General features: G+C 69.0%; 17 protein-coding genes and 1 riboswitch. Of the genes, 9 read left to right on the top strand and 8 right to left on the bottom strand.

Translation table 11 applies throughout. The features are described 5' to 3' along the window. Positions 1–77 precede the first annotated feature (77 nt). The gene (locus AC3ITM_RS14155; RefSeq protein WP_489265853.1) at positions 78–3,641 is read right to left on the bottom strand and encodes a hybrid sensor histidine kinase/response regulator; all 3,564 of its coding nucleotides are present in this window, start codon (positions 3,639–3,641) and stop codon (positions 78–80) included. 208 nt (positions 3,642–3,849) lie between these two features. Here AC3ITM_RS14155 and AC3ITM_RS14160 point away from each other — a divergent pair, with 208 nt between their 5' ends. The 3 genes from AC3ITM_RS14160 to AC3ITM_RS14170 are packed head-to-tail and all read left to right on the top strand — an operon-like array spanning position 3,850 to position 5,675. Beyond that, positions 3,850–4,536 carry a YceI family protein gene (locus AC3ITM_RS14160; RefSeq protein ID WP_489265855.1) on the top strand — a complete coding sequence of 229 codons (687 nt, stop codon included), beginning with the start codon at positions 3,850–3,852 and terminating at the stop codon, positions 4,534–4,536. Next, the gene (locus AC3ITM_RS14165) at positions 4,533–5,105 is read left to right on the top strand and encodes a cytochrome b (RefSeq protein ID WP_489265856.1); all 573 of its coding nucleotides are present in this window, start codon (positions 4,533–4,535) and stop codon (positions 5,103–5,105) included. The genes AC3ITM_RS14160 and AC3ITM_RS14165 overlap by 4 nt, the downstream gene beginning before the upstream one ends. A gap of 3 nt (positions 5,106–5,108) precedes the next feature. After that, positions 5,109–5,675 carry a YceI family protein gene (locus AC3ITM_RS14170; RefSeq protein ID WP_489265858.1) on the top strand — a complete coding sequence of 189 codons (567 nt, stop codon included), beginning with the start codon at positions 5,109–5,111 and terminating at the stop codon, positions 5,673–5,675. Between the two features lie 111 nt (positions 5,676–5,786). Here AC3ITM_RS14170 and AC3ITM_RS14175 read toward each other — a convergent pair whose 3' ends face one another. Continuing rightward, positions 5,787–6,005: a glutaredoxin family protein gene (locus AC3ITM_RS14175; RefSeq protein ID WP_228884500.1), complete on the bottom strand. Its 219-nt coding sequence runs from the start codon at positions 6,003–6,005 to the stop codon at positions 5,787–5,789. A gap of 97 nt (positions 6,006–6,102) precedes the next feature. Between AC3ITM_RS14175 and AC3ITM_RS14180 the strand changes: the two genes are divergently transcribed. Together AC3ITM_RS14180 and AC3ITM_RS14185 are read left to right on the top strand one after the other, a co-directional pair. Next, positions 6,103–7,485 (top strand): L-serine ammonia-lyase, encoded by a 1,383-nt coding sequence (locus AC3ITM_RS14180; RefSeq protein WP_489265859.1) that lies wholly within the window; start codon positions 6,103–6,105, stop codon positions 7,483–7,485. Positions 7,486–7,627: 142 nt separating this feature from the next. Further along, positions 7,628–8,626 (top strand): alpha/beta fold hydrolase, encoded by a 999-nt coding sequence (locus AC3ITM_RS14185; RefSeq protein WP_489265861.1) that lies wholly within the window; start codon positions 7,628–7,630, stop codon positions 8,624–8,626. A gap of 375 nt (positions 8,627–9,001) precedes the next feature. Here the strand turns inward: AC3ITM_RS14185 and AC3ITM_RS14190 are convergent, their stop codons facing one another. The 4 genes from AC3ITM_RS14190 to AC3ITM_RS14205 all read right to left on the bottom strand — a co-directional run bounded on the left by AC3ITM_RS14190 (position 9,002) and on the right by AC3ITM_RS14205 (position 15,527). After that, positions 9,002–10,075: a homoserine dehydrogenase family protein gene (locus tag AC3ITM_RS14190; protein ID WP_489265863.1), complete on the bottom strand. Its 1,074-nt coding sequence runs from the start codon at positions 10,073–10,075 to the stop codon at positions 9,002–9,004. Next, positions 10,072–11,316 (bottom strand): O-succinylhomoserine (thiol)-lyase, encoded by a 1,245-nt coding sequence (locus tag AC3ITM_RS14195; RefSeq protein WP_489265864.1) that lies wholly within the window; start codon positions 11,314–11,316, stop codon positions 10,072–10,074. Before AC3ITM_RS14195 ends, AC3ITM_RS14190 begins: the two co-directional genes overlap by 4 nt. Then, entirely contained in the window at positions 11,313–12,344 is a 1,032-nt protein-coding gene (gene metX, locus AC3ITM_RS14200) for a homoserine O-succinyltransferase MetX (RefSeq protein WP_489265866.1), read from the bottom strand. The genes AC3ITM_RS14195 and metX overlap by 4 nt, the downstream gene beginning before the upstream one ends. Positions 12,345–12,421: 77 nt before the next feature. Further along, positions 12,422–12,542, bottom strand: a riboswitch (SAM riboswitch). A 93-nt stretch (positions 12,543–12,635) separates the two neighbouring features. Next, positions 12,636–15,527 (bottom strand): autotransporter family protein, encoded by a 2,892-nt coding sequence (locus tag AC3ITM_RS14205; RefSeq protein WP_489265868.1) that lies wholly within the window; start codon positions 15,525–15,527, stop codon positions 12,636–12,638. Between the two features lie 177 nt (positions 15,528–15,704). Here AC3ITM_RS14205 and AC3ITM_RS14210 point away from each other — a divergent pair, with 177 nt between their 5' ends. The 4 genes from AC3ITM_RS14210 to AC3ITM_RS14225 all read left to right on the top strand — a co-directional run bounded on the left by AC3ITM_RS14210 (position 15,705) and on the right by AC3ITM_RS14225 (position 21,243). Continuing rightward, positions 15,705–16,622, top strand: coding sequence for a M23 family metallopeptidase (locus AC3ITM_RS14210; protein ID WP_489265870.1), 918 nt, complete (start codon positions 15,705–15,707; stop codon positions 16,620–16,622). A gap of 48 nt (positions 16,623–16,670) precedes the next feature. Next, complete coding sequence (locus AC3ITM_RS14215; RefSeq protein WP_489265872.1) at positions 16,671–18,275, top strand: peptide chain release factor 3; 1,605 nt, start codon at positions 16,671–16,673, stop codon at positions 18,273–18,275. 86 nt (positions 18,276–18,361) lie between these two features. Next, complete coding sequence (gene trhA / locus AC3ITM_RS14220) at positions 18,362–19,003, top strand: PAQR family membrane homeostasis protein TrhA (RefSeq protein WP_489270113.1); 642 nt, start codon at positions 18,362–18,364, stop codon at positions 19,001–19,003. 257 nt (positions 19,004–19,260) lie between these two features. After that, positions 19,261–21,243 carry an AsmA family protein gene (locus AC3ITM_RS14225; RefSeq protein WP_489265874.1) on the top strand — a complete coding sequence of 661 codons (1,983 nt, stop codon included), beginning with the start codon at positions 19,261–19,263 and terminating at the stop codon, positions 21,241–21,243. 259 nt (positions 21,244–21,502) lie between these two features. Here the strand turns inward: AC3ITM_RS14225 and AC3ITM_RS14230 are convergent, their stop codons facing one another. Together AC3ITM_RS14230 and AC3ITM_RS14235 are read right to left on the bottom strand one after the other, a co-directional pair. Next, entirely contained in the window at positions 21,503–21,934 is a 432-nt protein-coding gene (locus tag AC3ITM_RS14230; RefSeq protein ID WP_489265876.1) for a CBS domain-containing protein, read from the bottom strand. Then, on the bottom strand, positions 21,894–22,913 hold the full coding sequence (locus tag AC3ITM_RS14235; protein WP_489265878.1) for a glycosyltransferase family 2 protein: 1,020 nt from the start codon (positions 22,911–22,913) through the stop codon (positions 21,894–21,896). Before AC3ITM_RS14235 ends, AC3ITM_RS14230 begins: the two co-directional genes overlap by 41 nt. Positions 22,914–22,934 lie beyond the last annotated feature (21 nt).

The following is a 22,934-nucleotide window of genomic DNA, read 5'->3' on the forward strand; positions in this document are numbered from 1 at the left end:
ATCACCGCTTCGTCAATCAAGTTTTCCATTGATAAGCGGAAATCGACACACGCGATCAATACCCCGATCCGGTGCACTCATCCTTCCGGTTGGCGGCCGGCGCGGGCCTGTGCGATCGCATCGACCAGCATGTCGCCGGTCACCGGCTTGCGCAGGAAGCCATCGAAGCCGCCATCGAGCACCTGGCGTTCGGCATAGGCATCCGAGCGCGCGGTGACCGCGATCAGCGGCAGTTCGTAGCCCATCGTGCGCAGCTGCCCGGCGATGGCAATGCCATCCAGGGCCGGCAGGTCCAGGTCGAGCAGGCCGACGTCGAAGGCACCGGCGGCCATCTCCGACAGCGCGGCCAGGCCGTGCGGCACATGCACCACCTGGTGGCCACGCGCGCGCAGCAGGCCGGCGATCACATCGGCCACGGTTGCATCGTCCTCCACCAGCAGGATACGCAACGGCGGCAACTGGATCTGCGAGGCATCCGGGTTGTCGCTGGCCGGGCGGCTGCGGCCCGGCGTCCACGGCAACGGCAGTTGCACGCTGAAGCGCGCGCCCTGCCCGGGGCGGCTGTCGATGCCGATGCTGCCGCCCATCGCCACCGCCAGTTCCTGGCAGATCGCCAGGCCCAGACCGCTGCCGCCATAGCGCGAGGCCGTGCGGGGGCCATCGGCCTGCTCGAACCGGTGGAACAGGCGCTGCTGCTGTTCGGCATTGATGCCCGGGCCGGTATCGGAGACCTCGAAGGCAACCCCAAGGCCACCCTCCAGCAACTCCACGCCCAGGCCGACATGGCCGCGCTCGGTGAACTTGATCGCGTTGCCGAGCAGGTTCATCAGGATCTGGCGCACGCGCATTTCATCGCCGCTGAGCTGCACCGGCCCAGGCAGGGTGAAGCTGCGTTCGAAGGCCAGTCCGCGGTGGTGCGCCATCGGCTCCATCAGCGCCTGCACCTGGGCCAGCATCGACATCAGGTCGAACGGACGGATATCCAGCTCCAGCCGCCCCGCTTCGATCCGTGCCAGGTCCAGCGCGTCGTTGACCAGCCGCAGCAGATGGGTGCCGGCATGCTGGATCGAGGCCGCATAGCCGCGCTGCATCTCATCCAGCGGCGTGGCCAGCAGCAACTCGCTCATGCCCAGCACCCCGGTCATCGGCGTGCGTACTTCATGGCCCAACGTGGCCAGGAAGCGGCTCTTGGCCTGCGAGGCCTGTTCGGCGATCTGCTGCTTGTGCAGGGTCAGCTGCCACTGCTGGCGGCGGCGCAGGCGCGCGCGCGCCACCACCACCAGCACCGCGACCAGCAGGCCCCACAACAGCAGGTAGGCCAGGATCGCGCCGCTGCTGCGCCACCACGGTGGCTGCACCTGCACGCTGAGCGTGCGCGACGGCGTCCACGGCCCCTGTGGGGTGGCGGCCTGCACATCGATGGCGTATTGCCCGGACGGCAACCTGGACAGCAGGCGTTCGCCGTTGGCGCCCTGCATCACCCAGTTCTGGTCGTAACCGGAGACCCGGTAGCGATAGCGGTTGCCCTGCGGATTGGCGAAGGACAGCAGGCGCGCGGCGATGATCAGGTCGCGGTCCTGCGGGCCCAGCACGATCGGCGCATCGACCGGCAGCGACTGCTGGCCCTGCGCGTCGTCGCGACGCACCTGCACGTTGTCGATCACCAGCTGCGAGGGCGGCAGCGGCAGGTCCGGCGCGTCCGGGTCGAAACCGACCAGGCCGGTGGCGGTTACCGCCAGCACCTGGCCGTTGCCGGCGCGTACCGGCGGGCGGCCGCTGAATTCCACGTCCGGCAGGCCATCGCGTTCGCCGTAGATGCGCAGCCGGCGTTCGTGCCCGTGCCAGCACACCAGGCCGCGTGGCGTGGTCGCCCAGACCTGGCCCTGGCGGCCCACCACCACCCCGCCCATCGACACCGCCGGCAAGCCCTGGGCGGCGCCCACGCGCTCGCGCAGGGTCATGCTCAGGCCGTCCCAGTGGTAGCGTTCCAGCGCACCGTGGCGCGCCAGCCACAGTTCGTCCGGCCCGGTCCAGGTGATGTCGTAGATGCCACCGCGCGAAATCCCCGGCACCTGCTCGAAACGGCCGGCGCTCCAGCGCAGCAAGCCCATGTCGCCCATCACCCACAACTGGCCGCGCGGATCGAACAGCATCTGTTCGACCGGGTTGTCGGTCAGCCCACGGCCCTCATCGTTGCGGATGGTGTCCAGCACCGTGCCATCGGCCGCGCGGCGCTGGATGCCAAAGCTCATGACCGACAGCCACAGATCGCCATTGGGCGCCTGCCGGATCAGGTCGATGCGCTGGCGCACGTCCGAGCCGCCGCCGATCTTCCATTCGCGCAGCTGGCCGGTGCGCGGCTGGTACAGGCCCAGGCGCCCGGCACGGCCGATCCACAACGCGCCGTCGGCGCGCGGCAGCACCGACCAGCTGGCGCCCACGCCCAGCTGTTTTTCATCGGCGAGCTGGCGCAGCCGGCCGGCGCCGTCGAGCTGGTAGATGCCGTGCGCACCGGCGATGTAGAAGTCATTGCCGGCGACCGCCGCGCCGAGCAGGTAGACGCTGTCCAACGGCTTGCCATCCAGCTGGTACCAGGTGGAGAAGCGTTTCCAGTCCGGCGGCAGATAGGCCAGGCCCTGGGTCAGCATCGCCACCCACAGCCCGCCTTCGTGGTCCTGCAGCATGTCCAGCACGCCGCTGCGTGCGGTCAAAAAGCCACTGCCGGCGTCGCCGGCCAGCAACGTCGCGTTGCGCGCATCGCCGCGGTACAGGCCATCGGCGGTGCCCAGCCAGTAGCCGCCATTGCGGTCATGCATCACCGTGGCCGCACGCACATCGGCGCTCAACGTCCACGGCGCGGGGCGCACGCTGTCATCGGCGTCGATCCGGAACAGGCCAACCTCGGTGCCGGCCCAGACCGTCCCGTCCGGTTCGCGGGTCAGGCGGAACACGGCCTTGCCACCGAGCACGGCCGGCGCGATGCGGGTGAAATGGCGGCCGTCCCAGCGCGCCACGCCACTGCCGGTTCCCACCCAGACCCGGCCCTGCGGATCGGACAGCATGGCGTAGATGGTGTCGTCGGGCAGGCTGCGCGGATCGGCCGGATCGGCCGGATCGGCCGGATCGGCACGGTAGCGGACCAGGCTGCCATCTTCCCCGCGCCGGCAGATGCCATGCCGGTTGGTGCCGACCCACAACGACTTGGCCGCATAGGCCAGCGCCCAGAACTGGCCCTCGCAACGTGCGTTGAGCTCGGGAAAGCGTTCAAACCGCGCCCGCCCCGGGCCGAGCATGGCCAGGCCGACGCCGTTGCTGCCCACCCAGACCCGGTCCAGCGGGTCGACCAGCAGGGTTTCCACTTCATTGCCGGGCAGCGAACCGGGATCGGCCGGGTCGTGCCGCCAAACCCGCAGGCCGACGCCATCGACCCGGGCCAGGCCGTCGTCGGTGGCGGCCCAGATATAGCCCTGGCGGTCCTGGGCCAGCGCCAGCACCATCCGCGACGGCATGCCTTCGGCCGCACCGAGGCGGCGCATGCGTGGCGTCTCTGCCGATGTCCCTGCGGCCCACGACGCTGACGGCACCAGGCACAACGCCAGTACCAGCAGCACGATGCCTGCGCGCCAACCACGCGTGCTCATCGCCATCCAGATCTCCCTGTAGACGCCAATTGTCCCACAGCAGCGCGGGCCTGCACGGCGGGAACAGGCTGTTGCCGACACGCACGAGCGCGTCGGCACCCCCGCCCGGTGCCATTGCCGGCCGCACCACGATCTGTTGCAGCCATGGCCCTGCCAGCCCGTACCGTGCTGTGCGTATGATCGGACCTGACCCCGATGGAGCCCGGCCGTGACCCCGCGCCTGACCCTTGCCCTGCTGCTGTGCACCGCGCCCTGGCCAGCCCTGGCCGCCACCGACACCTACCGGCTCGACCCGGTCCATACCCGGGTGCAGTTCGCGGTCGAACACGCCGGCTTCTCGCATGCGCTGGGCACCGTGTCCGGCAGCGAGGGCGTACTGGTGTTCGATCCGCAGGACTGGCCGGCGGCCAGCTTGAACGTGCGCGTGCCGATCCAGCGCCTGGACCTGGGCGACGAGGCCTGGAACAAGGCCACCCTGGCGCGCAATCTGCTCGATGCCGGGCGCTACCCCGAGGCGCGCTTCGTCTCGACCCGGGTCGAACCGGTGGATGCCAACCATGCCAATGTCATCGGCCAGCTGACCCTGCGCGGGGTCACCCGCGAAATCACCCTGGCAGTCACCCTCAATGCGCTCAAGCGCCATCCGTTGCCGCCGTTCCGCCGCACCGCCGGGTTCTCGGCCACCGCCACGCTCAGCCGCAGCGCATTCGGCGTGGACGCCTGGCCGTCGATGATCGGCGATGCGGTGCAGCTGCGGATCGAGGCCGAAGCGGTACGCGACCGCAATGCCGCCGATCCGCCCGAGGCGCCGCCGGTCGATGCCGCGGGAACTCCCGTGCCACCGGCAGACTCCCATTCCCCATCGCCACAGCCGGTCCAGGAGACCACGCCATGACTGCCAAGAACACCGCCACCCGTTGGGGAGGCGTCAGCCAGACCCTGCACTGGTTGATCGCCGTACTGATCCTGGCACTGGGCATCGTCGGCCTGACCATGGGCGAGTTCCCCAAGACCCCGAAGTACTTCTGGATCTACACGATGCACAAGTCGATCGGCATCACCGTGCTGGCGCTGGTGGTGCTGCGGCTGGGCTGGCGCCTGTATGCCGGCGCACCCGCACCGGTGCCCGGCACGCCGGGCTGGCAGGAACGCATCGCCGCGGCCACCCACTGGCTGTTGTATGCACTGATGTTCGCCCTGCCGCTGTCGGGCTGGCTGTACGATTCGGCCAGCGGGCTGCGCCCGTTCCGCTGGTTCGGCCTGGTCGATGTACCCAAGCTCAGCGCGCCCGATGCGCGTGCCAGCCAGATCTCCCACGCCATCCACGAATGGGGCTTCTGGCTGCTGATCGCGGTGGTGCTGGCCCACGCCGGCGCTGCGCTTTACCACCATTTTTACCAACGCGATGCCACCCTTGCGCGCATGCTCCCGCAACGCTGGCTTGCCTCCCCCCAGAAGGATTGACCGATGAACATCAAGCTCACCTCCCCCGCGGCCGTCGCCGCTGCCCTGGCCGGGTTGCTGGCCACCGCCCCGGTGCTGGCCGCCGACTACGTGCAGGCGCCCGGCTCGGTGCTGGTGTTTGCCACCAAGTACGACGGCGAGGTGTTCACCGGCACTTTCCCCGGCTTTGACACCAAGCTGAGCTTCGACCCGGCCAAGCTGGACGGCTCCAGACTGGAAGTGACCATTCCGCTGGCCGGTGCCAAGAGCGGCAACAACGACCGCGATTCGACCCTGCAGGGCGCGGACTTCTTCAACGTCGGCAAGTTCGCCCAGGCCAAATACAGCGCCAGCAAGTTCCGTTCGCTGGGCAACAACCAGTACGCCGCCGACGGCACCCTGGAACTGCGCGGGGTGAGCAAGCCGGTCACCCTGACCTTCACCTGGACCCCGGGCGCGCAGCCGGTGCTCAGCGGCAAGGCCACGGTCAAGCGCCTGGACTTCGGCGTGGGCGGCGGCGACTGGGCCGACACCAAGACGATCCCGAACGAGACCGCGATCAGCACCAAAGTGGTCCTGAAAGCGAAATAACCCGGCGCCGGCTGCCTGATCCACCGGGATCGGGCACCGCGCCATCCGACCATGGGTCGGATCTACCCCCGGGTAGGTCCGACCCATGGTCGGACGATCACGGCGACGGCGCTAGCCGCACCAGGCCTTCACGCCCGCCACATCGAACGGCCAGTCCAGTTCCCGCCCCTGCGCATCGCGCAGGACCGGCACGCGCTGACCATAACGGGCCTCCAGGGCCGCGTCGTCGTCGATGAACACACTGTCCAGCCCGGCCACCCGGGCCTGGGCCAGTACCGCCAGGGCCTGGTCGCACAACTGGCAGTCATCACGCTGGAACAAGGTAAACACCGGCCCACCCGCCTTGGGAAATGTTGCGCCGCAGTCAAGGTCGGCGCCTGCGACAGCATAGAATAGCGCTCCATCCGATACCCGCAGTTTGGCAATCATGGCTGTCAGCACGTTCGACGTTTTCAAGATCGGCATTGGCCCGAGCTCCTCGCACACCGTGGGACCGATGAAGGCCGCCGAACGCTTCGTGCACCGCTGGCTGCTGGACCCGGGCCGGCTGCAGGACGTGGTGCGCATCCGCGCCGACGTGTATGGCTCGCTGGCCCTGACCGGACGCGGGCATGGCACCGACAAGGCGGTGCTGCTGGGCCTGGAAGGCCAGCGCCCGAACCTGATCGACCCGGACATCATCCCCGAGACGCTCGAACGCATCCGCTCCAGCAAGCGCCTGCGGCTGATGGGCCAGCACGAGATCGTCTTCGACGAGAAGCGCGACCTGGGCCTGAACAAGCGGCAGAAACTGCCCTACCACACCAACGGCATGCGCTTCACCGCCTACGATGCCGACGACCAGGTGATCGCCACACGTGATTACTACTCGGTCGGCGGCGGTTTTGTGGTCAACCAGGACGATGCCGCCGACGACCGCATCGTGCCCGATGAAACCCCGCTGCCCTACCCGTTCAAGAGCGGCGATGAACTGCTGGCGCAGACCGCGCGCAGCGGGTTGAGCATCGCCCAGCTGATGTTCGAAAACGAGAAGTGCTGGCGCAGCGAAGACGAGATCCGCGAACAACTGCGCGAAATCTGGAGCGCGATGCAGGCCTGCGTGGAACGCGGCATCCGCCAGGAAGGAACGCTGCCCGGCGGCCTGCATGTTTCGCGCCGCGCCCCGGCGCTGTACCGTGAACTGTCCTCCAAGCCCGAAGCGGCGATGCGCGACCCGCTGACCACGCTGGACTGGGTCAACCTGTATGCCCTGGCGGTCAATGAAGAGAACGCCGCCGGCGGCCGGGTGGTGACCGCCCCGACCAATGGCGCGGCCGGCGTACTGCCCTCGGTACTGCATTACTTCGACCGCTTCTGCCCCGGCGCCAACGAACAGCGCATATTCGATTTCCTGCTGACCTCGGCGGCGATCGGCATCCTGTACAAGGAAAACGCCTCCATTTCCGGCGCCGAGGTCGGCTGCCAGGGCGAAGTGGGCGTGGCCTGCTCGATGGCCGCCGGCGGCCTGGTCGCCGCGCTGGGCGGCAGCCCCAGCCAGATCGAGAACGCCGCCGAGATCGGCATGGAGCACAACCTCGGCCTGACCTGCGATCCGATCGGCGGCCTGGTGCAGATTCCGTGCATCGAACGCAATGCGATGGGCGCGGTCAAGGCGATCAATGCCTCGCGCATGGCCATGCGCGGCGACGGCAAGCACAAGGTATCGCTGGACAAGGTGATCAAGACCATGCGCGATACCGGCCGCGACATGCAGGACAAGTACAAGGAAACCAGCCGCGGCGGGCTGGCGGTAAACGTCATCGAGTGCTGATGCCCGCGCCCACCGCCTGAACCGGCGTGGCGGTGCCTGCATCGCAACGCGGCGGCCAGCCGCTTCACCTGCACACGGCCGGCCCACCGGCTCCGGCGGGCGCGCACGGGTTACCCTGCGCATTCCTCAACCGGAGACCGCCATGCGCATCCTGGCCGCCGCCCTGCTAGCCTGCCTGCCCCTGACCAGCCTTGCCGCCGCCCCTTACGGGCCGCGCCTGCAGGGCTTCGACTATCCCTACCCGGTGCAGATCTTCAGCATCGACTCGCAGCGCCAACCGCTGGAGATGGCCTACCTGGACGTGCCCGCGCAGGGCAGCCGTGCCCGCGGTACGGTGGTGCTGCTGCATGGCAAGAACTTCTGCGCCGCCACCTGGAAGGACAGCATCGCCGCGCTCAGCGCGGCCGGCTACCGGGTGATCGCACCGGACCAGATCGGCTTCTGCAAATCCAGCAAGCCGCTGCGCTACCAGTACTCCTTCGGCCAGCTGGCCGACAACACCGAGGCCCTGCTCAAGCACCTGGGCATCAAGGGCAAGGTGGACGTGGTCGGCCATTCGATGGGCGGCATGCTCGGCATCCGCTACGCGCTGATCCACCCCGAGCGCATCGCCCGCCTGGCGCTGGTCAACCCGATCGGGCTGGAAGACTGGCAGGCCAAGGGCGTGCCGTGGCGCAGCGTGGATGCCTGGTATGCCGGCGAGCTGAAAACCAGCTTCGACAACGTCAAGAAGTACCAGATGGAGGTGTATTACGACGGCCAGTGGAACCCGCAGTACGAGCACTGGGCGCGCATGCAGTCCGGCCAGTACGACGGCGAGGGCAAGCAGACGGTGGCCTGGAGCCAGGCGCTGGCCTCGGACATGATCTTCAACCAGCCGGTGGTCTACGAACTGCCGAAGATCAAGGTGCCGACCACCCTGCTGATCGGCCAGAAGGACCGCACCGCGATCGGCCGCGACCTGGCCCCACCGGCGCTGAAGGCCACGCTGGGCGACTACCCGGCCCTGGGCAAGGCAGCGGCCGCGGCGATCCCCGGCGCCACCCTGGTCAGCTTCGATACGCTGGGCCATTCGCCACAGGTGCAGGACCCGGCGCAGTTCAACGAAGCGTTGCTGAAGGTGCTTGCCGGCGGCAACTGATGGCAGACGGGCACGCGCGCGGACCAGCGCGCTTTGCCTTCACATTAGCGCAGGGCGCTACGCGGTTGCGGTGGCTTTTGTTTCCGCTTCGCGGCGTTCAACGTCAACAGCTTTCGTGCCCCTCCGGGGCGCGAGTCACCTTTCTTTGCTCGTGCAAAGAAACGTAACCCAAAGAAAGCACGCCCCGTCCGCGATCCGGCGGGCTGCGCCCGCCGGTTCCCTGCGCTTCTCGCGTCATCGGGGGACGGCGCGGAACTCGCTGCGCTCAGACACCCGCGCCTCTTCGCCCCCGATGCCGCTGCGATGCTCGGCTCGCTCCAAGGGGGGATAGGTCAAGATCAAGATCAAGAACAAGAACAAACCACGGCCGGCAACCTACCGGCGAGTGATGGCCAGCACGTCGTCAAGCAGTGCCGCCGCGGTAACGGCGGCGCCGGCGCCGGGGCCCTGGATCAGCAGCGGCTGGGCCTGGTAGCGGTCGCTGTGGATGGCCACCCGATTGTCGGTCTGCGCACCGCCGGCCAGCGGATGCTCCAGCGGCAGGATGCGCAGCCCGACCGACGCGCCATCGTGATCGAAACCACCGACGAAGCGCAGGCACGCGCCCTGCGCGCGCGCCTGTTGCCAATGCCGTTGCAGCGGCGCGTCGAGCAGCCTCAACTGTGCCAGCGCCTCGCCCGGCGGGAGCGTGGCCAGCGCCGCCGGCACCAGCGAGTCCACCTGCACCTGTTCGGCGCGCAGCGCGATGCCACTGGCGCGCGCCAGGATCAGCAGCTTGCGGCGTACATCTTCACCGGACAGGTCCACGCGCGGATCCGGCTCGGTATAGCCGGCATCGGCCGCTTCGCGCACCCACTCGGAAAAGGGGCGCTGGCCATCGTAGTGATGGAACAGCCACGCCAACGATCCGGACAGCACGCCTTCCACGCGATGGATGCGGTCGCCGCCGGCGACCAGCGCGCGCAGGCTGCTCAGCAGCGGCAGCCCGGCACCGACGGTGGCGCTGTCGCCGTAGTGCGCCGCGCCGCCGTGGCCGCTGTCGGCAATCGCCTGCGCGCGCGCCAGCTGCGCCCCACGCCCCAGCTTGTTGGCGGTGACCACGTGCACGCCGCGTGCCAGCCATTGTTCATGCCAGTTGGCGACCTCGTCGCTGGCGGTCGCATCGACCACCACGTCGCCGCGCTGCAGGCCTTCGGCCTCGGCCCACGGCTGCAGCGCCGGCACCCCGCGCGCGGCCAGGTTGGCCTGCTGCAGCTCGTGCTCCGGCGCCTGTTCGCAGGCGCGCGCGGTGCGTGAATTGGCCAGCCACGAGAACGCCGGCAGTACCAGGCCGCGCGCCTGCAGCGCCTGGTAGCGCTGCACGAACGCGGTGCCGACGGTGCCGGTACCCAGCAGCGCCAGCCGCCGCCCGCTCGCCGCAACCGGATGCAGGTTCAGTACCGCGCTCATGCATCCACCTGTTTGCGCAACGCCGCCCTGGCCTGCCGGTCGATCACCGCCTGCGCGCGCTCCAGCCCGGCCTGCAGGTCGGCCACCAGGTCTTCGGCCGCCTCGATGCCTACCGACAACCGCAGCAGGCCCTCGCTGATGCCGGCGTGCGCGCGCGCCTGCGGCGTCATCGCCGCATGGGTCATGGTCGCCGGGTGCGCGACCAGGCTCTCCACGCCGCCCAATGATTCGGCCAGGGTGAAGCAGCGCAGGCCATCGACGAATGCCCGCACCGCCGCGTGCGGGTCATCGCCCGGGCAGGACGCCAGCTCGAAGGACAGCATCGCGCCGAAGCCGTCCTGCTGGCGCGCGGCAATCGCATGGCCGGGGTGGTCGGCCAGGCCCGGGTAATAGACCTTGGCCACCGCATCGCTGGCCACCAGCAGGTCGACCACCTCGGCGGTGTTTTCCTGGTGCGCACGCAGGCGCGCGCCGAGCGTGCGCAAGCCGCGCAGGGTCAGGAACGCATCGAACGGCGAACCGGTCAGGCCCAGTGCGTTGGCCCACCACACCAGCTGCTCGTGCACGGCCGGATCGCGTGCGATCACCGCACCGCCGACCACGTCGCTGTGGCCGTTGATGTACTTGGTGGTCGAATGCAGCACCACGTCGGCGCCAAAGGCTATCGGCTGCTGCAGGGCCGGCGACAGGAAGGTGTTGTCCACCACCACCCTGGCCCCGGCCTTGTGCGCGGCATCGATCACAAAGCGCAGGTCGGTGATGCGCAGCAGCGGGTTGGACGGGGTTTCGATCAGCACCAGGGTGGGCGACTGCGCCAGCGCATCGGCCAGCGAACGCGGATCGGTCAGGTCGGCGGTGATCAGGCTGAAATGGCCCTTGTTGGCCAGCGCGTTGAACAGGCGCCAGCTGCCACCGTAGGCATCGTGCGGCACCACCAGGGTATCGCCGGGTTGCAGCAGCGCGTTGAGCACCAGGTTGATCGCCCCCATGCCGGTGGAGGTGATCACCCCGCCGGCCCCGCCTTCCAGTTCGGCCAGGGCTTCACCGAGCAGGTCGCGGGTCGGATTGCCGCTGCGGGTGTAGTCGTACTGGCGCTTGTTGCCAAAGCCGTCGAAGCTGAAGTTCGACGACAGCACGATCGGCGGGGTCACCGCGCCGTGGGCGGTATCGCGGTCGATGCCGGCACGCACGGCGGCGGTGACGCGGCTACAGGACGGCGGGGTGCCAGTGGACAGACTCATGCGGTTTCTCCCGGGGAATGGATGGCGTTGGCGAGGATCGCGTCGATGCGATCGGTTTCTTTCAGGAAGGCGTCGTGGCCGTAGGGCGAGCGCAGCACGCGCAGGCTGCCGCGCGGGCCCAGTCCCTCGACCAGGCCGACGCAGTCGGCCAGCGGCACCAGGCGGTCGCCTTCAACGGCCACCACCACGGTGGGGACCTGGATGGCGGTGGGATCGACGCGATGCAGGTCGATCGATTCGGACAGGCGCAGGTAGGCGTCCACCGGGGTGCGCGCCACGTACTGCGCGCCGGCGGCGTCCAGATAGTCCTCGGCAGCCACGCGCACGCGGCCATTGACCAGCTCCGGGGCGGTGTCGAAGCGGTCGCCGAACTCCTCCGGGGTGCGGTAGCTGAGCATGGCGAACTGGCGGGCCAGCGCCAGCCCGTGGCTTTCGGCGCACTGCAGCTGGCCCAATGCGACCGCGCGGCGCTGCAGCGCGCGCCAGGCGGCGGCATAGGGATGCGGGCGATGCGCGCCACTGACCGCCACCAGCTTGCGCAGCCGCTGGCGGTGGCGCACCGCGAACTGCTGGCCGACCAGCGCGCCGTAGGAGTAACCGACCAGGCAGTGCAGCTGGCCGATGCCGAGCTGGTCGAGCAGCAACGCCAGCGCATCGGCCTGGTCGGCGGTATCGATCGGCAGGTCCAGCGCACCGTCGGCGCCGATGAAATCGAACGCGAGAATGCGCAGGGCGGTCGGATCCAGGCTGCGCCCGGGCGCGACCAGGCCTTCGGCCCACCCTTTCTCGGGGAAGTCGGCATTGGCCGCCACGTGACGGTGCGCGGAGATGCCGCCGGCCAGTACCACCACCGGCGCATCGCTGCGGCCCACCAGCTCATAGCGCAGGCGCACCGGCCGCGGCCCACCATGGCGCATCGACAGCACCGCGGCGATATCGCCGCGCACGGCGTGCAAGCCGGTATCGAGCGGGACGCTGATCGGTGCGAAGGCGTCGGTGGCAACAGCGGCGGCAGTAGCGAAACCCATGGCGGTATCCAGAGAAGGAGTCGGCCATCGAGCTTTCGCGGAGCTCGCGTTCGAGGTGCACGCACGGTGCACGGTTCGAACCATCTTTCGGAAGACCACAACGGTCTCCGCAGGATTTGGCACCTACGCAGGTCGCTTGCGCGCCTGCGGGCTGCCCCGGCTTCAAAGGGCCTGTCCCTCTGCCGGTCTCGATGGTGAGGCTACGATGCCAGCCCTTTCCGGAGATGTCAATCCCTTCATCCGGATGAAGCGATATAGCTTTTTCTCATCAGCGGTCGATCGGCGGGCGGGCTACCAGCGGTAGCGCACCCCCAGTTCGCCCGAGTGCTGCCGGTAACCGTGGCCGCCACGCTCCAGCACCAGCAGGCCGGTCCCGCTCCAGCCTGAGGCCAGGGCCAGTTCGGCGCCCAGTTGTACCTGGTAGCGGTCCTGCGGCTGGGCCGAGGCAAACCGCGCCTGGTCCAGCGCCAGCGTGGTGGGGCGGCTGTCGCGGACGGCGCTGACGCCGATGAACGGCTGCACCCGGGCAGGGCCGGCCGTGTCCAGCCAGGCCAGCCGAACACCGGCTTGCCCGCGCCATACGCCCTGGTCCCATCCGGTCACCACGGTACCGTTCGCTTCGCGGTGGTCGCCGCCACGCAGTTGGGTATAGGTGGCCTGCACACGCGGTTCCACCACCAGCGCGGCGACCGGCGAGATGGGCAGGTGCCAGCGGTAGCCGCCCTCCACCGACCCGGCCCAGCTGCGGGTGTCGTACCGCTCCGGCGCGATGGCCTGGCCATCGACCCGGTTGCGATAGCGCCCCGCCTGCAGCCACCCGCTGGCGAACGCGCCACCGGGCTGCGCCTTGGCCTGTTCCCAGATGCCATAGACACCGACCGCAGCGCCCTGCACCCGCCCGCGGGCACGGTAGCCGGTGAGCGGCGATGCCGCGTGCGCCGTCGCCACGCCGTGGGCGGCCATCACCCCGACGTTCGCGCGCCCATCATCGGAGGCCAGCAGATCCACGCCGGCGCGCAGCACCGCGGACTCCTGCGCGGTGGACAGTTGGCCGACTTCGCCCGGCAGCCTGCGCTGGCGGCCGTCGGCGCGTACCCACGCGCCGCGGTCCGGCACAGCGCCGGCCGGCCCCATCGCCATGCCGGTCTGCCCGCGCAGCGCGTACTGGAACAGGTCGATCGCCGCGCTGGTGTTGGCCAGGTAGGCGGCCAGTTCCGGGCGATAGATCGGCGTCGGCGGGCGGCATTCCGGCAGGTCCGGAGTGGCCATGCACGGGTCCGGTGGCGGCGGGCAGCCCGGCAAGGACGCGTTGGCGGTGCAAGGATCCGGCGGCGGGGTGCAGCCGGGCCCATTCGGATCGGCGGTGCACGGATCCGGCGGCGGCACGTACGCCGAACGCAGGTACCAGTGACCGTCGGCAACGCTCGGCCGGCCCTGGAACAGGAAATATTCGTACGCCCCGGCCACCGCGCGCCCGGCCAGCGTGAAGCCGCCGGTGGATACGCCGTCCACCTGCACCAGGCGGATGCCCTCCACGGTCAACCCGCCGGCGCCGCCGGCATTGTCGACCTGGAGACCGAACTGGCCGCGGACATCGCCCCGCACATGCAGCAGGTCGCCGGGCGAACCATCGGCGCCGAGCCGGGCACGCAGTGCGAACGTGCCGCCACCACCGTCCAGGTCGCCGTCCACCCGCAGGGTGTGGAAACCCGCGGCGGCGGGATCGGAGAGGGCCACCGTGGCGTTGTCCACGCGCAGTGCCTGCACGTCCGAACCGGCGGTGAGCTGCCAGCGGCTGCCGCCGGCGATGGACAGCCCGGTGACGGTGGCGCTGGTCGCGCCGGTCCAGACCGCCCCGCTGTCCAGGGCCACCGTGGTCGCTGCGGCGAAGCTGCCCGATGGCGTCCCGGGAACGAAGCCGATATCGCCACTGGCCTGCGTCGCACCGCGCATCGACAAGGTGGTGGGCGCGGCACTGGCCTGGTCGAACAGATGCCCGTTGCCGCCACTCACCTGCGCCCCTGCCGACAGCTCGACCACCCCGCCGTCGCTGCGCAGCGCCCCGTACTGCACGCTGTCCAGGCGGCCACCGGCCATCTCGAACCGGCCGGCAATGTCGGCGCCCCAGCTGTCGGCACCGGACGCACGCACCTGGGTATCGGTCAGCTGGAACGAACCGGCGGCATCGGTCAGGCGCAGCGTCGAGGCCGCATCGCCGGTGGAGGTCAATCGTGTGCCGGTGAACGTGGCGCTGTCGGCCCCGGCGATCACCGCCGAGGCCACGCTGTCGATGCTGCCGCCGGTGACGGTCAGGGCAGCCGCGCCGTTGAGGTGGATGCCGGCAGAGCGCGCGCCCGAGGTGGTGATGCCTACATTGCTCAAACGTAGCGTGGTCGGGGTTGCATTGAACACCAGCGTCCGTATCCCGGCGGCATCATCGCCGGTGGTGGTGATGGTTCCACCGGAGATGTCGACCGTCGCGCCGGAGCGGACCGCAACCCCATTGGCGGAATTGCCGGCAGTCTGCAGCGTGCTGCCACTGACCTGGACCGTCACATTCTGGTTGGTCTCGATGGCCGCTGCCGAACTTCCCAACGTGCGTATCTGGCTGTCCTGCACCTGCGTCAAGGGACCGTTTGCGCTGATTCCGGTACCGCCCGGTTGACTGCTGGATACCTCGGTGCGTATCAACGAGAGCACGCCTGAATTGAGGATCGCCGTGCCAGGCCCATTCATAACAACAACGCTGTCGGTCAACGTGCCGGCACTATTGGCACCAATGATGACGCCGGTTCCCTGCTTCTGCAGTTCGATGCGCGTACCGACGATGCGCACCTCCCCGCCAGAGGTCGCTTCCACTCCCGCGCCGAAAATGCCGGTCACCACGATCTCGCTGTTGTCCAACGTGACCAAACTGCCTGTGCCGAATGCCACCACGCCGCGCCCGGTGCCTCCTTCCGCCGTGGCGGTCAGCACCGAATCACGCCCACTGATCGAGCCGCCATTGCCGACTGCGCGGAACACCGCCCCGGTCGAGGAGGTATAGGTGCCCGGCGGTACATCCAGGTGGACGCCGTTGGCGACCTGCGGGTTATCGGCCGCCGTGGCCGGCAGCGCGCCGCACAGCAGCAACGCCGCCACCAAGGGCCGCACACGCAGCCGCGGCGTGGCAGTGTTGATCATGGACGGGCCCTCCTCGCGGCCCCGGGCATCCACGTGAACCCATGCGGCAGCCTCATTCAGCGTCAGTGAGGTAACGGTGAATATCGCCGCACGCGCCCGGCGGCCCCCATGGCAGGCGCGCTTTCCTCAACGAGCGCGCTTGCGTACAGTCGCGCCCACCTGTCCCGGATCCCGCCCATGCGCCGTGCCCTGCTGGCCACCCTGCTGCTGTGCCCCCTGGCGATCCCGGCCGTGGCGGCGCCGAACGGGGCCGGCTGGCGCAGCGGCTGGGGCATCGCCCAGCCGCCAGCGGCCACGCCGCAGGGCGCCGACAGTGGCCCGATCGCCTCGGTCGCGCTGGAGGGCGCCGACCGCCGCTGGCAGGCGCGGGTGGACAACCACCTGGCCGGCCCGGTGCAGGTCGGCCTGCGCCAGCCCCCCGGCGCAGCCCCCCTGCCCGGCTTGCCGCTGCGCAGCGTGCTGCCCGGCGCGTCCAGCGTGGTGGTGACCCGCCTGCAGCTGCCCGACGGCGTGCCGCGGCTGGACCTGCTGCTGGACGCGGTGCCCGGCGACCCGGCCGCACAGCCCCAGGACGTGGCCTACCAGTTGCCCTTCGACGCCGCCCGCCTCCAGGTCAGCCAGGCCCCGCAGGGCCGTTTCAGCCATACCGACGCGGAAAACCGCGATGCGGTCGATTTCGCCCTGCCCGAGGGCACCCCGGTGCTGGCCGCCCGCGCCGGCCGGGTGATGCAGGTGCAGGGCCGTTTCCACGGCAACGGCGGGAGCGCGCCGGGCGACCGCGAACGGGCCAACTTCATCCGCATCCTGCACCCGGACGGCAGCATGGCCGTCTACGCCCACCTGCAGCCCAACGGGCTGCGCGTGCGCAGCGGGCAACGGGTCCAGGCCGGCCAGCCGATCGGGCTGTCGGGCAATACCGGCTACAGCACCGCCCCGCACCTGCACTTCGTGGTCCAGGTCAATGCCGGCATGCAATTGCGCTCGATTCCGGTGCGGATCATGGCGCCCCGGGGCGAGCTGCGCTTTGCCCGCGAAGCGGCCAGCGACGGCCAAGCCGCCCCGTACCGACCCGCCAGTGGCGGCAGCCCGCTATAATCGGGGGCTTATCTCTTTGAAAAGCGCCCCGGGCGGGCGCGTCCTGCCATGTCCGAAGTCGCTACCGAAGCTGCGCGCCGCCGCACCTTCGCCATCATTTCCCATCCTGACGCCGGCAAGACCACGCTGACCGAAAAGCTGCTGCTGTTCGGCGGCGCGATCCAGATGGCCGGTTCGGTCAAGGGCCGCAAGGCCGCGCGCCATGCCACCTCCGACTGGATGGCGCTGGAAAAGGAGCGCGGGATCTCGGTCACCTCGTCGGTGATGCAGTTCCCCTATGAAGGCAAGATCGTCAACCTGCTCGACACCCCCGGCCACGCCGACTTCGGCGAGGACACCTACCGGGTGCTGACCGCGGTGGATTCGGCGCTGATGGTGATCGACGTGGCCAAGGGCGTGGAAGAGCGCACCATCAAGCTGATGGAAGTGTGCCGCCTGCGCGACACCCCGATCATGACCTTCATCAACAAGCTCGACCGCGAAGGCAAGGAGCCGATCGACCTGCTCGATGAAGTGGAAAGCGTGCTCGGCATCCAGTGCGCGCCGGTGACCTGGCCGATCGGCATGGGCCAGCGCCTGAAGGGCGTGGTGCACCTGATCAGCGGTGAAGTGCACCTGTACGAACAGGGCCGCAACTTCACCCGCCAGGACTCGACCATCTTCCCCTCGATCGACTCGCCCGGCCTTGCCGAGAAGATCGGCGAGCGCATGCTGGCCGACCTGCGCGACGAACTGGAACTGGTGCAGGGCGCCAGCCACCGGTTCGATTCGGCCGAGTATCTGGCCGGCAAGCAGACCCCGGTGTTCTTCGGCTCGGGCGTGAACAACTTCGGTGTGCAGCCGCTGCTGGACTTCTTCGTCGAGCACGCCCCGTCGCCGCAGCCGCGCGCCACCACCGGCCGGGTGATCGCCCCGCAGGAAAACAAGCTGACCGGCTTCGTGTTCAAGATCCAGGCCAACATGGACCCGCAGCATCGCGACCGGGTGGCCTTCATGCGCGTGTGCTCGGGCCGTTTCGCCGCCGGCATGAAAACCTTCCATGTGCGTACCGGCAAGGAAATGAAGCTGGCCAACGCGCTGACCTTCATGGCCAGCGACCGCGAAATCGCCGCCGAGGCCTGGCCGGGCGATGTGATCGGCATCCACAACCACGGCACCATTTCCATCGGCGACACCTTCACCGAAGGCGAAGCGGTGAGCTTCACCGGCATCCCAAACTTCGCCCCGGAACTGTTCCGCCGCGCGCGCCTGCGCGATCCACTCAAGCTCAAGCAGCTGCAGAAGGGCCTGGCCCAGCTGTCCGAAGAAGGCGCCACCCAGTTCTTCCGCCCGCTGATGAGCAACGACCTGATCCTTGGCGCGGTCGGCGTGCTGCAGTTCGACGTGGCCGCCTACCGCCTGAAGGACGAGTACGGCGTGGAAGCCACCTTCGAGCCGGTCAGCGTCACCACCGCGCGCTGGGTAACCTGCAGCAACGAGAAGAAGCTGGAGGAGTTCCGCGAGAAGAACGCCGGCAACCTCAGCATCGACGCGGCCGGCCAGCTGGTCTACCTGGCCCCGACCCGGGTCAACCTGCAGCTGGCGCAGGAGCGCGCACCGGACGTGCGCTTTGCCGCCACCCGCGAGGCCGCGCACAGCATTTCGGTGGACTGAGCCCGGGACTGAACAGGCACGTGCATGCGCGCCTCATCGCGGCGATGATAGGGGGGAGCGGGCTCCCCCTCCCCGCACGCCCTATCATCACCATGACCTCTGCTGCCTCCATACGTGAAGAAATCGCCAGCGCTCTGACCCACGGGCTGGGCGCGGTGGCCGCGCTCGCTGCCAGCGCGGTGTTGATCACCCTGGCCGCCATCCACGGCGACCGCTGGCAGTTGGTCAGTGCGATCGTGTTCGGTGTCGCGCTGCTGCTGCTGTACACCGCCTCCACCCTGTACCACGCAATCCAGCACCCGGTCGTCAAGGGCCGGCTGAAGGTATTCGACCATTGCGCGATCTATGTGCTGATCGCCGGCACCTACACCCCCTTCACCCTGATCGGCCTGCGCGGTGGCCCGTGGGGCTGGGGCATGTTCACCGCGATCTGGGCGCTGGCCCTGTTCGGGGTGATCTTCAAGCTGTTCTACACCGGCCGCTTCAAACTGCTGTCGACCATCATCTACATCACCATGGGCTGGATGGTGATGGTGGCGATCAAGCCGATGTGGGCCTCGCTGGATGCCTGGACGCTGGGCTGGCTGCTGGCCGGCGGCGTGTCCTACACGTTCGGCACCTATTTCTACCACCGCGAATCGATCCCCTATTCGCACGCGATCTGGCACCTGTTCGTGATTGGTGGCAGCGTGTGCCACTTTGTGGCGGTCACCGCGCAGGTGCTGTAGCACCTTTGCGGCGGCCGCCACAAAGTGGCACCCCATCCTGCTGTGCAGGATGGGGCCCCTTGCGCATGCCTCCTATCCCCGCGCCTGTCGGCGCGCCCCTTAACAGAAGGGGGCTTGCACGTTCTGGGGCACCTCCTCGGCAGCACAGCAGACGGCTTACCTCTGCCGGCATGTCCATTTAACAAACACCGCCTCCCTGACAGATCGCTTACGCTTGCTTCGCGTTGCGTGCACTGTGAACAGGGAAGGATGGGCGTGTGAATACCGTCCCCACGCCTGTGCCCGATTCGTCCTCCTCCCGCTCACGCTGGCGTATGCGGCGTCCTGGCAAGCGCGGGCAGCGCTGGCTTGCCGTGCTGGTGTTCCTGTTCGCGCTGGTCCTGCTGGTGATCGCGCTGTGGGACTGGAACTGGTTCAAGGGTCCCGTTGAACGCGCCGTGCAGGCCAAGACCGGGCGCGAATTCCATATTGGCGGCAACCTGGATGTCGATCTCGGGCGCACCCTGATCGTGCGCGGCGATGGCCTGACCTTCGCCAATGCGCAATGGTCCAAGACCCCGCGCATGGCCAGTGCCGACCGCGCCGAAATCGACCTGCGCGCCTGGCCGCTGCTGCGCGGCCAGATCCGCATTCCTGAAATCCGCCTTACCCGGCCCGACCTGCTGCTTGAAACCGCACCGGGCAAGGACCAGCCCGGCAACTGGGATTTCCTCGGCCCCAGCGACGGTGACCCGCCGGTACTGCAGCGCCTGCTCATCGACGACGGCCGCCTGCAGTTCCTCGACGCCGCCGGCCGCACCGACATCCTGGTCGCCCTCAACAGCGGCAAACCTCGTACCCGGGACAGTGCCCCGCCGCTGCTGGTCAAGGGCAAGGGCCGTTGGAAGGGCAACGCCTTCTCGCTGGACGGCAACACCGAATCGCCGCTGGAACTCACCAACAGCGACCACCCGTTCCGCATCCACCTGGACGGCCGCGCCGGCGGCACCCGTGCCATCGCCAGCGGCACCCTCACCAACCCCTTCGCGCTGCGCGTATTCAACCTCCAGCTCATGCTCAGTGGCCAGGACATGGAAGACCTGTTCCCGCTGATCGGCGTGGCCATGCCCTCCACCCCGCCCTACCGCCTCAACGGCCGCCTCAAGCGCGACCACGACATCTGGCGCTACGAAGACTTCACCGGCGTCGCCGGCGACAGCGACCTTGCCGGTACCGCGCAGATCGACGTCGGCGGGCAACGCCCGTTCCTCAAGGCCGACCTGGCCTCCAGGCGCCTGGACTTCGACGACCTGGCCGGCTTCATCGGCGCCCCGCCGAAGACCGGCGCCGGTGAAACCGCCAACGCCGAACAGAAGGCCAGGGCCGCCGCCCTCGCCGCCCGCGCGAAGATCCTGCCCGACACGCCTTACAACCTCACCAAACTGCGCGCCATGGACGCGGACGTGCGCTGGAAGGCGCAGCGCATCAATTCCCCTACGCTGCCGCTGGATGACATGGATGCCCACCTCAAGCTCGACGCCGGCCTGCTGCGCCTGGAGCCGCTCAACTTCGGCGTTGCCGGCGGCGACATCCGCAGCACCGTGCGCATGGACGCACGCAAGGACGTGATTTCCACTCAACTGCAGGCCAGCATCCGCAAGGTCCAGCTGGGCAAGCTGATGCCCGATTCCAAGCTGGCCGACCAGGTCGCCGGCGGCGTCAGCGGCGACCTCGACCTGGCCGGCAGCGGCAACTCGGTCGCGGCCATGCTCGGCAGTTCCAACGGCAACGTCGCCGTCGGCATCGGCCGCGGCCACGTCGGCAACCTGGTGATGGAACTGGCGGGGCTGGACGTGGCCGAATCGCTGAAATTCCTGTTCACCGGCGACAAACAGATTCCGCTGCGCTGCGCCTTCGGCGACTTCGGCGTCGACGACGGCGTCATGCACGCCCGCGCACTGGGGCTGGATACCACCGATACCCTGATCGTCGGCGAGGGCAGCATCGACCTCAAGCAGGAACAGCTGGACCTGCTGCTGCGCCCGCGCCCGAAGGATTTCAGCATCCTGGCCCTGCGCTCGCCGCTGCGCGTGGGCGGCAGCTTCAAGGACCCCTCGTTCCGCCCCGACTTCAAGGCCCTGGGCATCCGCGGCGCGATCGCCCTCACCCTGGGCACCCTCACCCCGCCGGCCGCGCTGCTGGCTACCCTGGAAACCGGGCCCGGCAAGGACAGCGATTGCGGCGGACGCTACCGGAAGTGATGGCCGGCGGGCGTACCGACCAACGGTGGGTACCTACCAATCGCGCCGCCGTAGGTGCCGACCGCAGGTCGACACGCTCCCTTCAACCGCAGCGGCGCAACCCGGACAGGAGGGCGCGGGTAACCCCATGCAGGACCGTGAGGCGCATGGATGCGCCGACCGAGCCTACAAGGACGTATTCACGGCGTGTCCTGCATGGGGTTGCCCGCGCCCTCCCAACCGATACCAGGAAGGCGCCCACCAATGCCGCAAGCCGGCATCACCCAGCCACAATGTACTGCTGCAGCTGATCCAGCTTCTGCGCCTGCTCGTCGATCACCGCCTTGACCAGGTCGCCGATCGAAATCACCCCGATCACGCTGCCGGCATCGACCACCGGCAGATGCCGGATACGGTAGTCGGTGACCAGTTGCAGGCAGTGCTCGACCTGTTCGGACGGCGCCACGGTCACCACCTTGGCGGTCATGATCTCGCTGACCGGCGTGGTCCGCGAGGAACGTTCGTGCAGGACGATCTTGCGGGCGTAATCGCGCTCGGACAGGATCCCCGCCAGTTGCCCGCCTTCCATCACCAGCACCGCGCCGATGCCCTTCTCGGCCATCAAGCGGATCGCGTCGATCACCGCCGACTGCGGCGCAACCGCGAACACCTCAGGGGACTTGCCTTCCAACAGCTGTCGTACCGTGGCCATCTCGCTGCCCTCCAACATTGGGATGCACGCCCGAGTCTGCCACGAACGGCGCCTGCCAGGTGTCAACCAGATACAGCGGGCGCTGCTTGGATTCCTCATACAGCCGCCCCAGGTATTCGCCGATCAGGCCCAGCGCGATCAGCTGCACCCCGCCCAGGAACAGGATCACCGCCATCATCGTCGGCCAACCGGCGACCCGGTCGCCATACAGCGCCGCCTTGCCCACCACCCACAACGCGAACAGGAAGGCGAAACCGGCCGTGGCCAGCCCCAGGTAAGTGGTCACCCGCAGCGGCGCGGTGGAAAACCCGGTGATGCCTTCCAGTGCGAAGTTCCACAACCGCCACAGCCCGAACTGGCTGTGCCCGGCCATCCGCGCATGGCGGTGGTACGGCAGCGCCACCCGGCGGAAACCGACCCAACCGAACAAGCCCTTCATGAAACGGTGGCGCTCGCGCAGCTGGCCCAGGGCCTGCAGCGCGCGCGGCGAGAGCAGCCGGAAATCACCGGTATCGGCCGGGATCGGGGTCTTGGACAGCCGCCCGATCACCCGGTAGAACATCGCCGCGGTACTGCGCTTGAGCCAGCCCTCGCCGTCGCGCACGCGCCGGGTGCCGTACACGTTGTCATAGCCCTGCCGCCACAGCGCGACGAACTCCGGGATCAGTTCCGGCGGGTCCTGGCCATCGGCATCGAGGATCATCACCGCCCCGGACTCGACAAAATCCAGCCCTGCGGTCAGCGCCGCCTCCTTGCCGAAATTGCGCGACAACCGCAGCACGCCCACCGCAGGGTCGGCTGCGGCCAGCGCCTGCAGCACCGCCCAGGTCGCATCGCTGCTGCCGTCATCCACATACAGGATGCGGCCCTCGATGCCGTCCAGCGCGTCCAGCACCGCACGCAGCCGCGGGTGCAGCAACGGCAGGCTGGCCGCTTCGTTGTACGCGGCGATGACCACGGTCAGGCGTTCTGCAGGCATGCCCGGATTGTAGCCTCCCCC

The sequence above is a fragment of the Stenotrophomonas sp. KH_029 genome, from assembly GCF_057839765.1.

What these genes read in the sequence shown, in the direction of transcription:
- AC3ITM_RS14180 (WP_489265859.1), top strand. Translation starts at nt 6,103, where the DNA reads ATGGCTGTCAGCACGTTCGACGTTTTCAAGATCGGCATTGGCCCGAGC.
- AC3ITM_RS14235 (WP_489265878.1), bottom strand. Translation starts at nt 22,913, where the DNA reads ATGCCTGCAGAACGCCTGACCGTGGTCATCGCCGCGTACAACGAAGCG.
- AC3ITM_RS14210 (WP_489265870.1), top strand. Translation starts at nt 15,705, where the DNA reads ATGCGCCGTGCCCTGCTGGCCACCCTGCTGCTGTGCCCCCTGGCGATC.
- AC3ITM_RS14230 (WP_489265876.1), bottom strand. Translation starts at nt 21,934, where the DNA reads ATGGCCACGGTACGACAGCTGTTGGAAGGCAAGTCCCCTGAGGTGTTC.
- AC3ITM_RS14165 (WP_489265856.1), top strand. Translation starts at nt 4,533, where the DNA reads ATGACTGCCAAGAACACCGCCACCCGTTGGGGAGGCGTCAGCCAGACC.
- AC3ITM_RS14195 (WP_489265864.1), bottom strand. Translation starts at nt 11,316, where the DNA reads ATGAGTCTGTCCACTGGCACCCCGCCGTCCTGTAGCCGCGTCACCGCC.
- AC3ITM_RS14190 (WP_489265863.1), bottom strand. Translation starts at nt 10,075, where the DNA reads ATGAGCGCGGTACTGAACCTGCATCCGGTTGCGGCGAGCGGGCGGCGG.
- AC3ITM_RS14170 (WP_489265858.1), top strand. Translation starts at nt 5,109, where the DNA reads ATGAACATCAAGCTCACCTCCCCCGCGGCCGTCGCCGCTGCCCTGGCC.
- metX (WP_489265866.1), bottom strand. Translation starts at nt 12,344, where the DNA reads ATGGGTTTCGCTACTGCCGCCGCTGTTGCCACCGACGCCTTCGCACCG.
- AC3ITM_RS14155 (WP_489265853.1), bottom strand. Translation starts at nt 3,641, where the DNA reads ATGAGCACGCGTGGTTGGCGCGCAGGCATCGTGCTGCTGGTACTGGCG.
- AC3ITM_RS14215 (WP_489265872.1), top strand. Translation starts at nt 16,671, where the DNA reads ATGTCCGAAGTCGCTACCGAAGCTGCGCGCCGCCGCACCTTCGCCATC.
- AC3ITM_RS14205 (WP_489265868.1), bottom strand. Translation starts at nt 15,527, where the DNA reads ATGATCAACACTGCCACGCCGCGGCTGCGTGTGCGGCCCTTGGTGGCG.
- AC3ITM_RS14185 (WP_489265861.1), top strand. Translation starts at nt 7,628, where the DNA reads ATGCGCATCCTGGCCGCCGCCCTGCTAGCCTGCCTGCCCCTGACCAGC.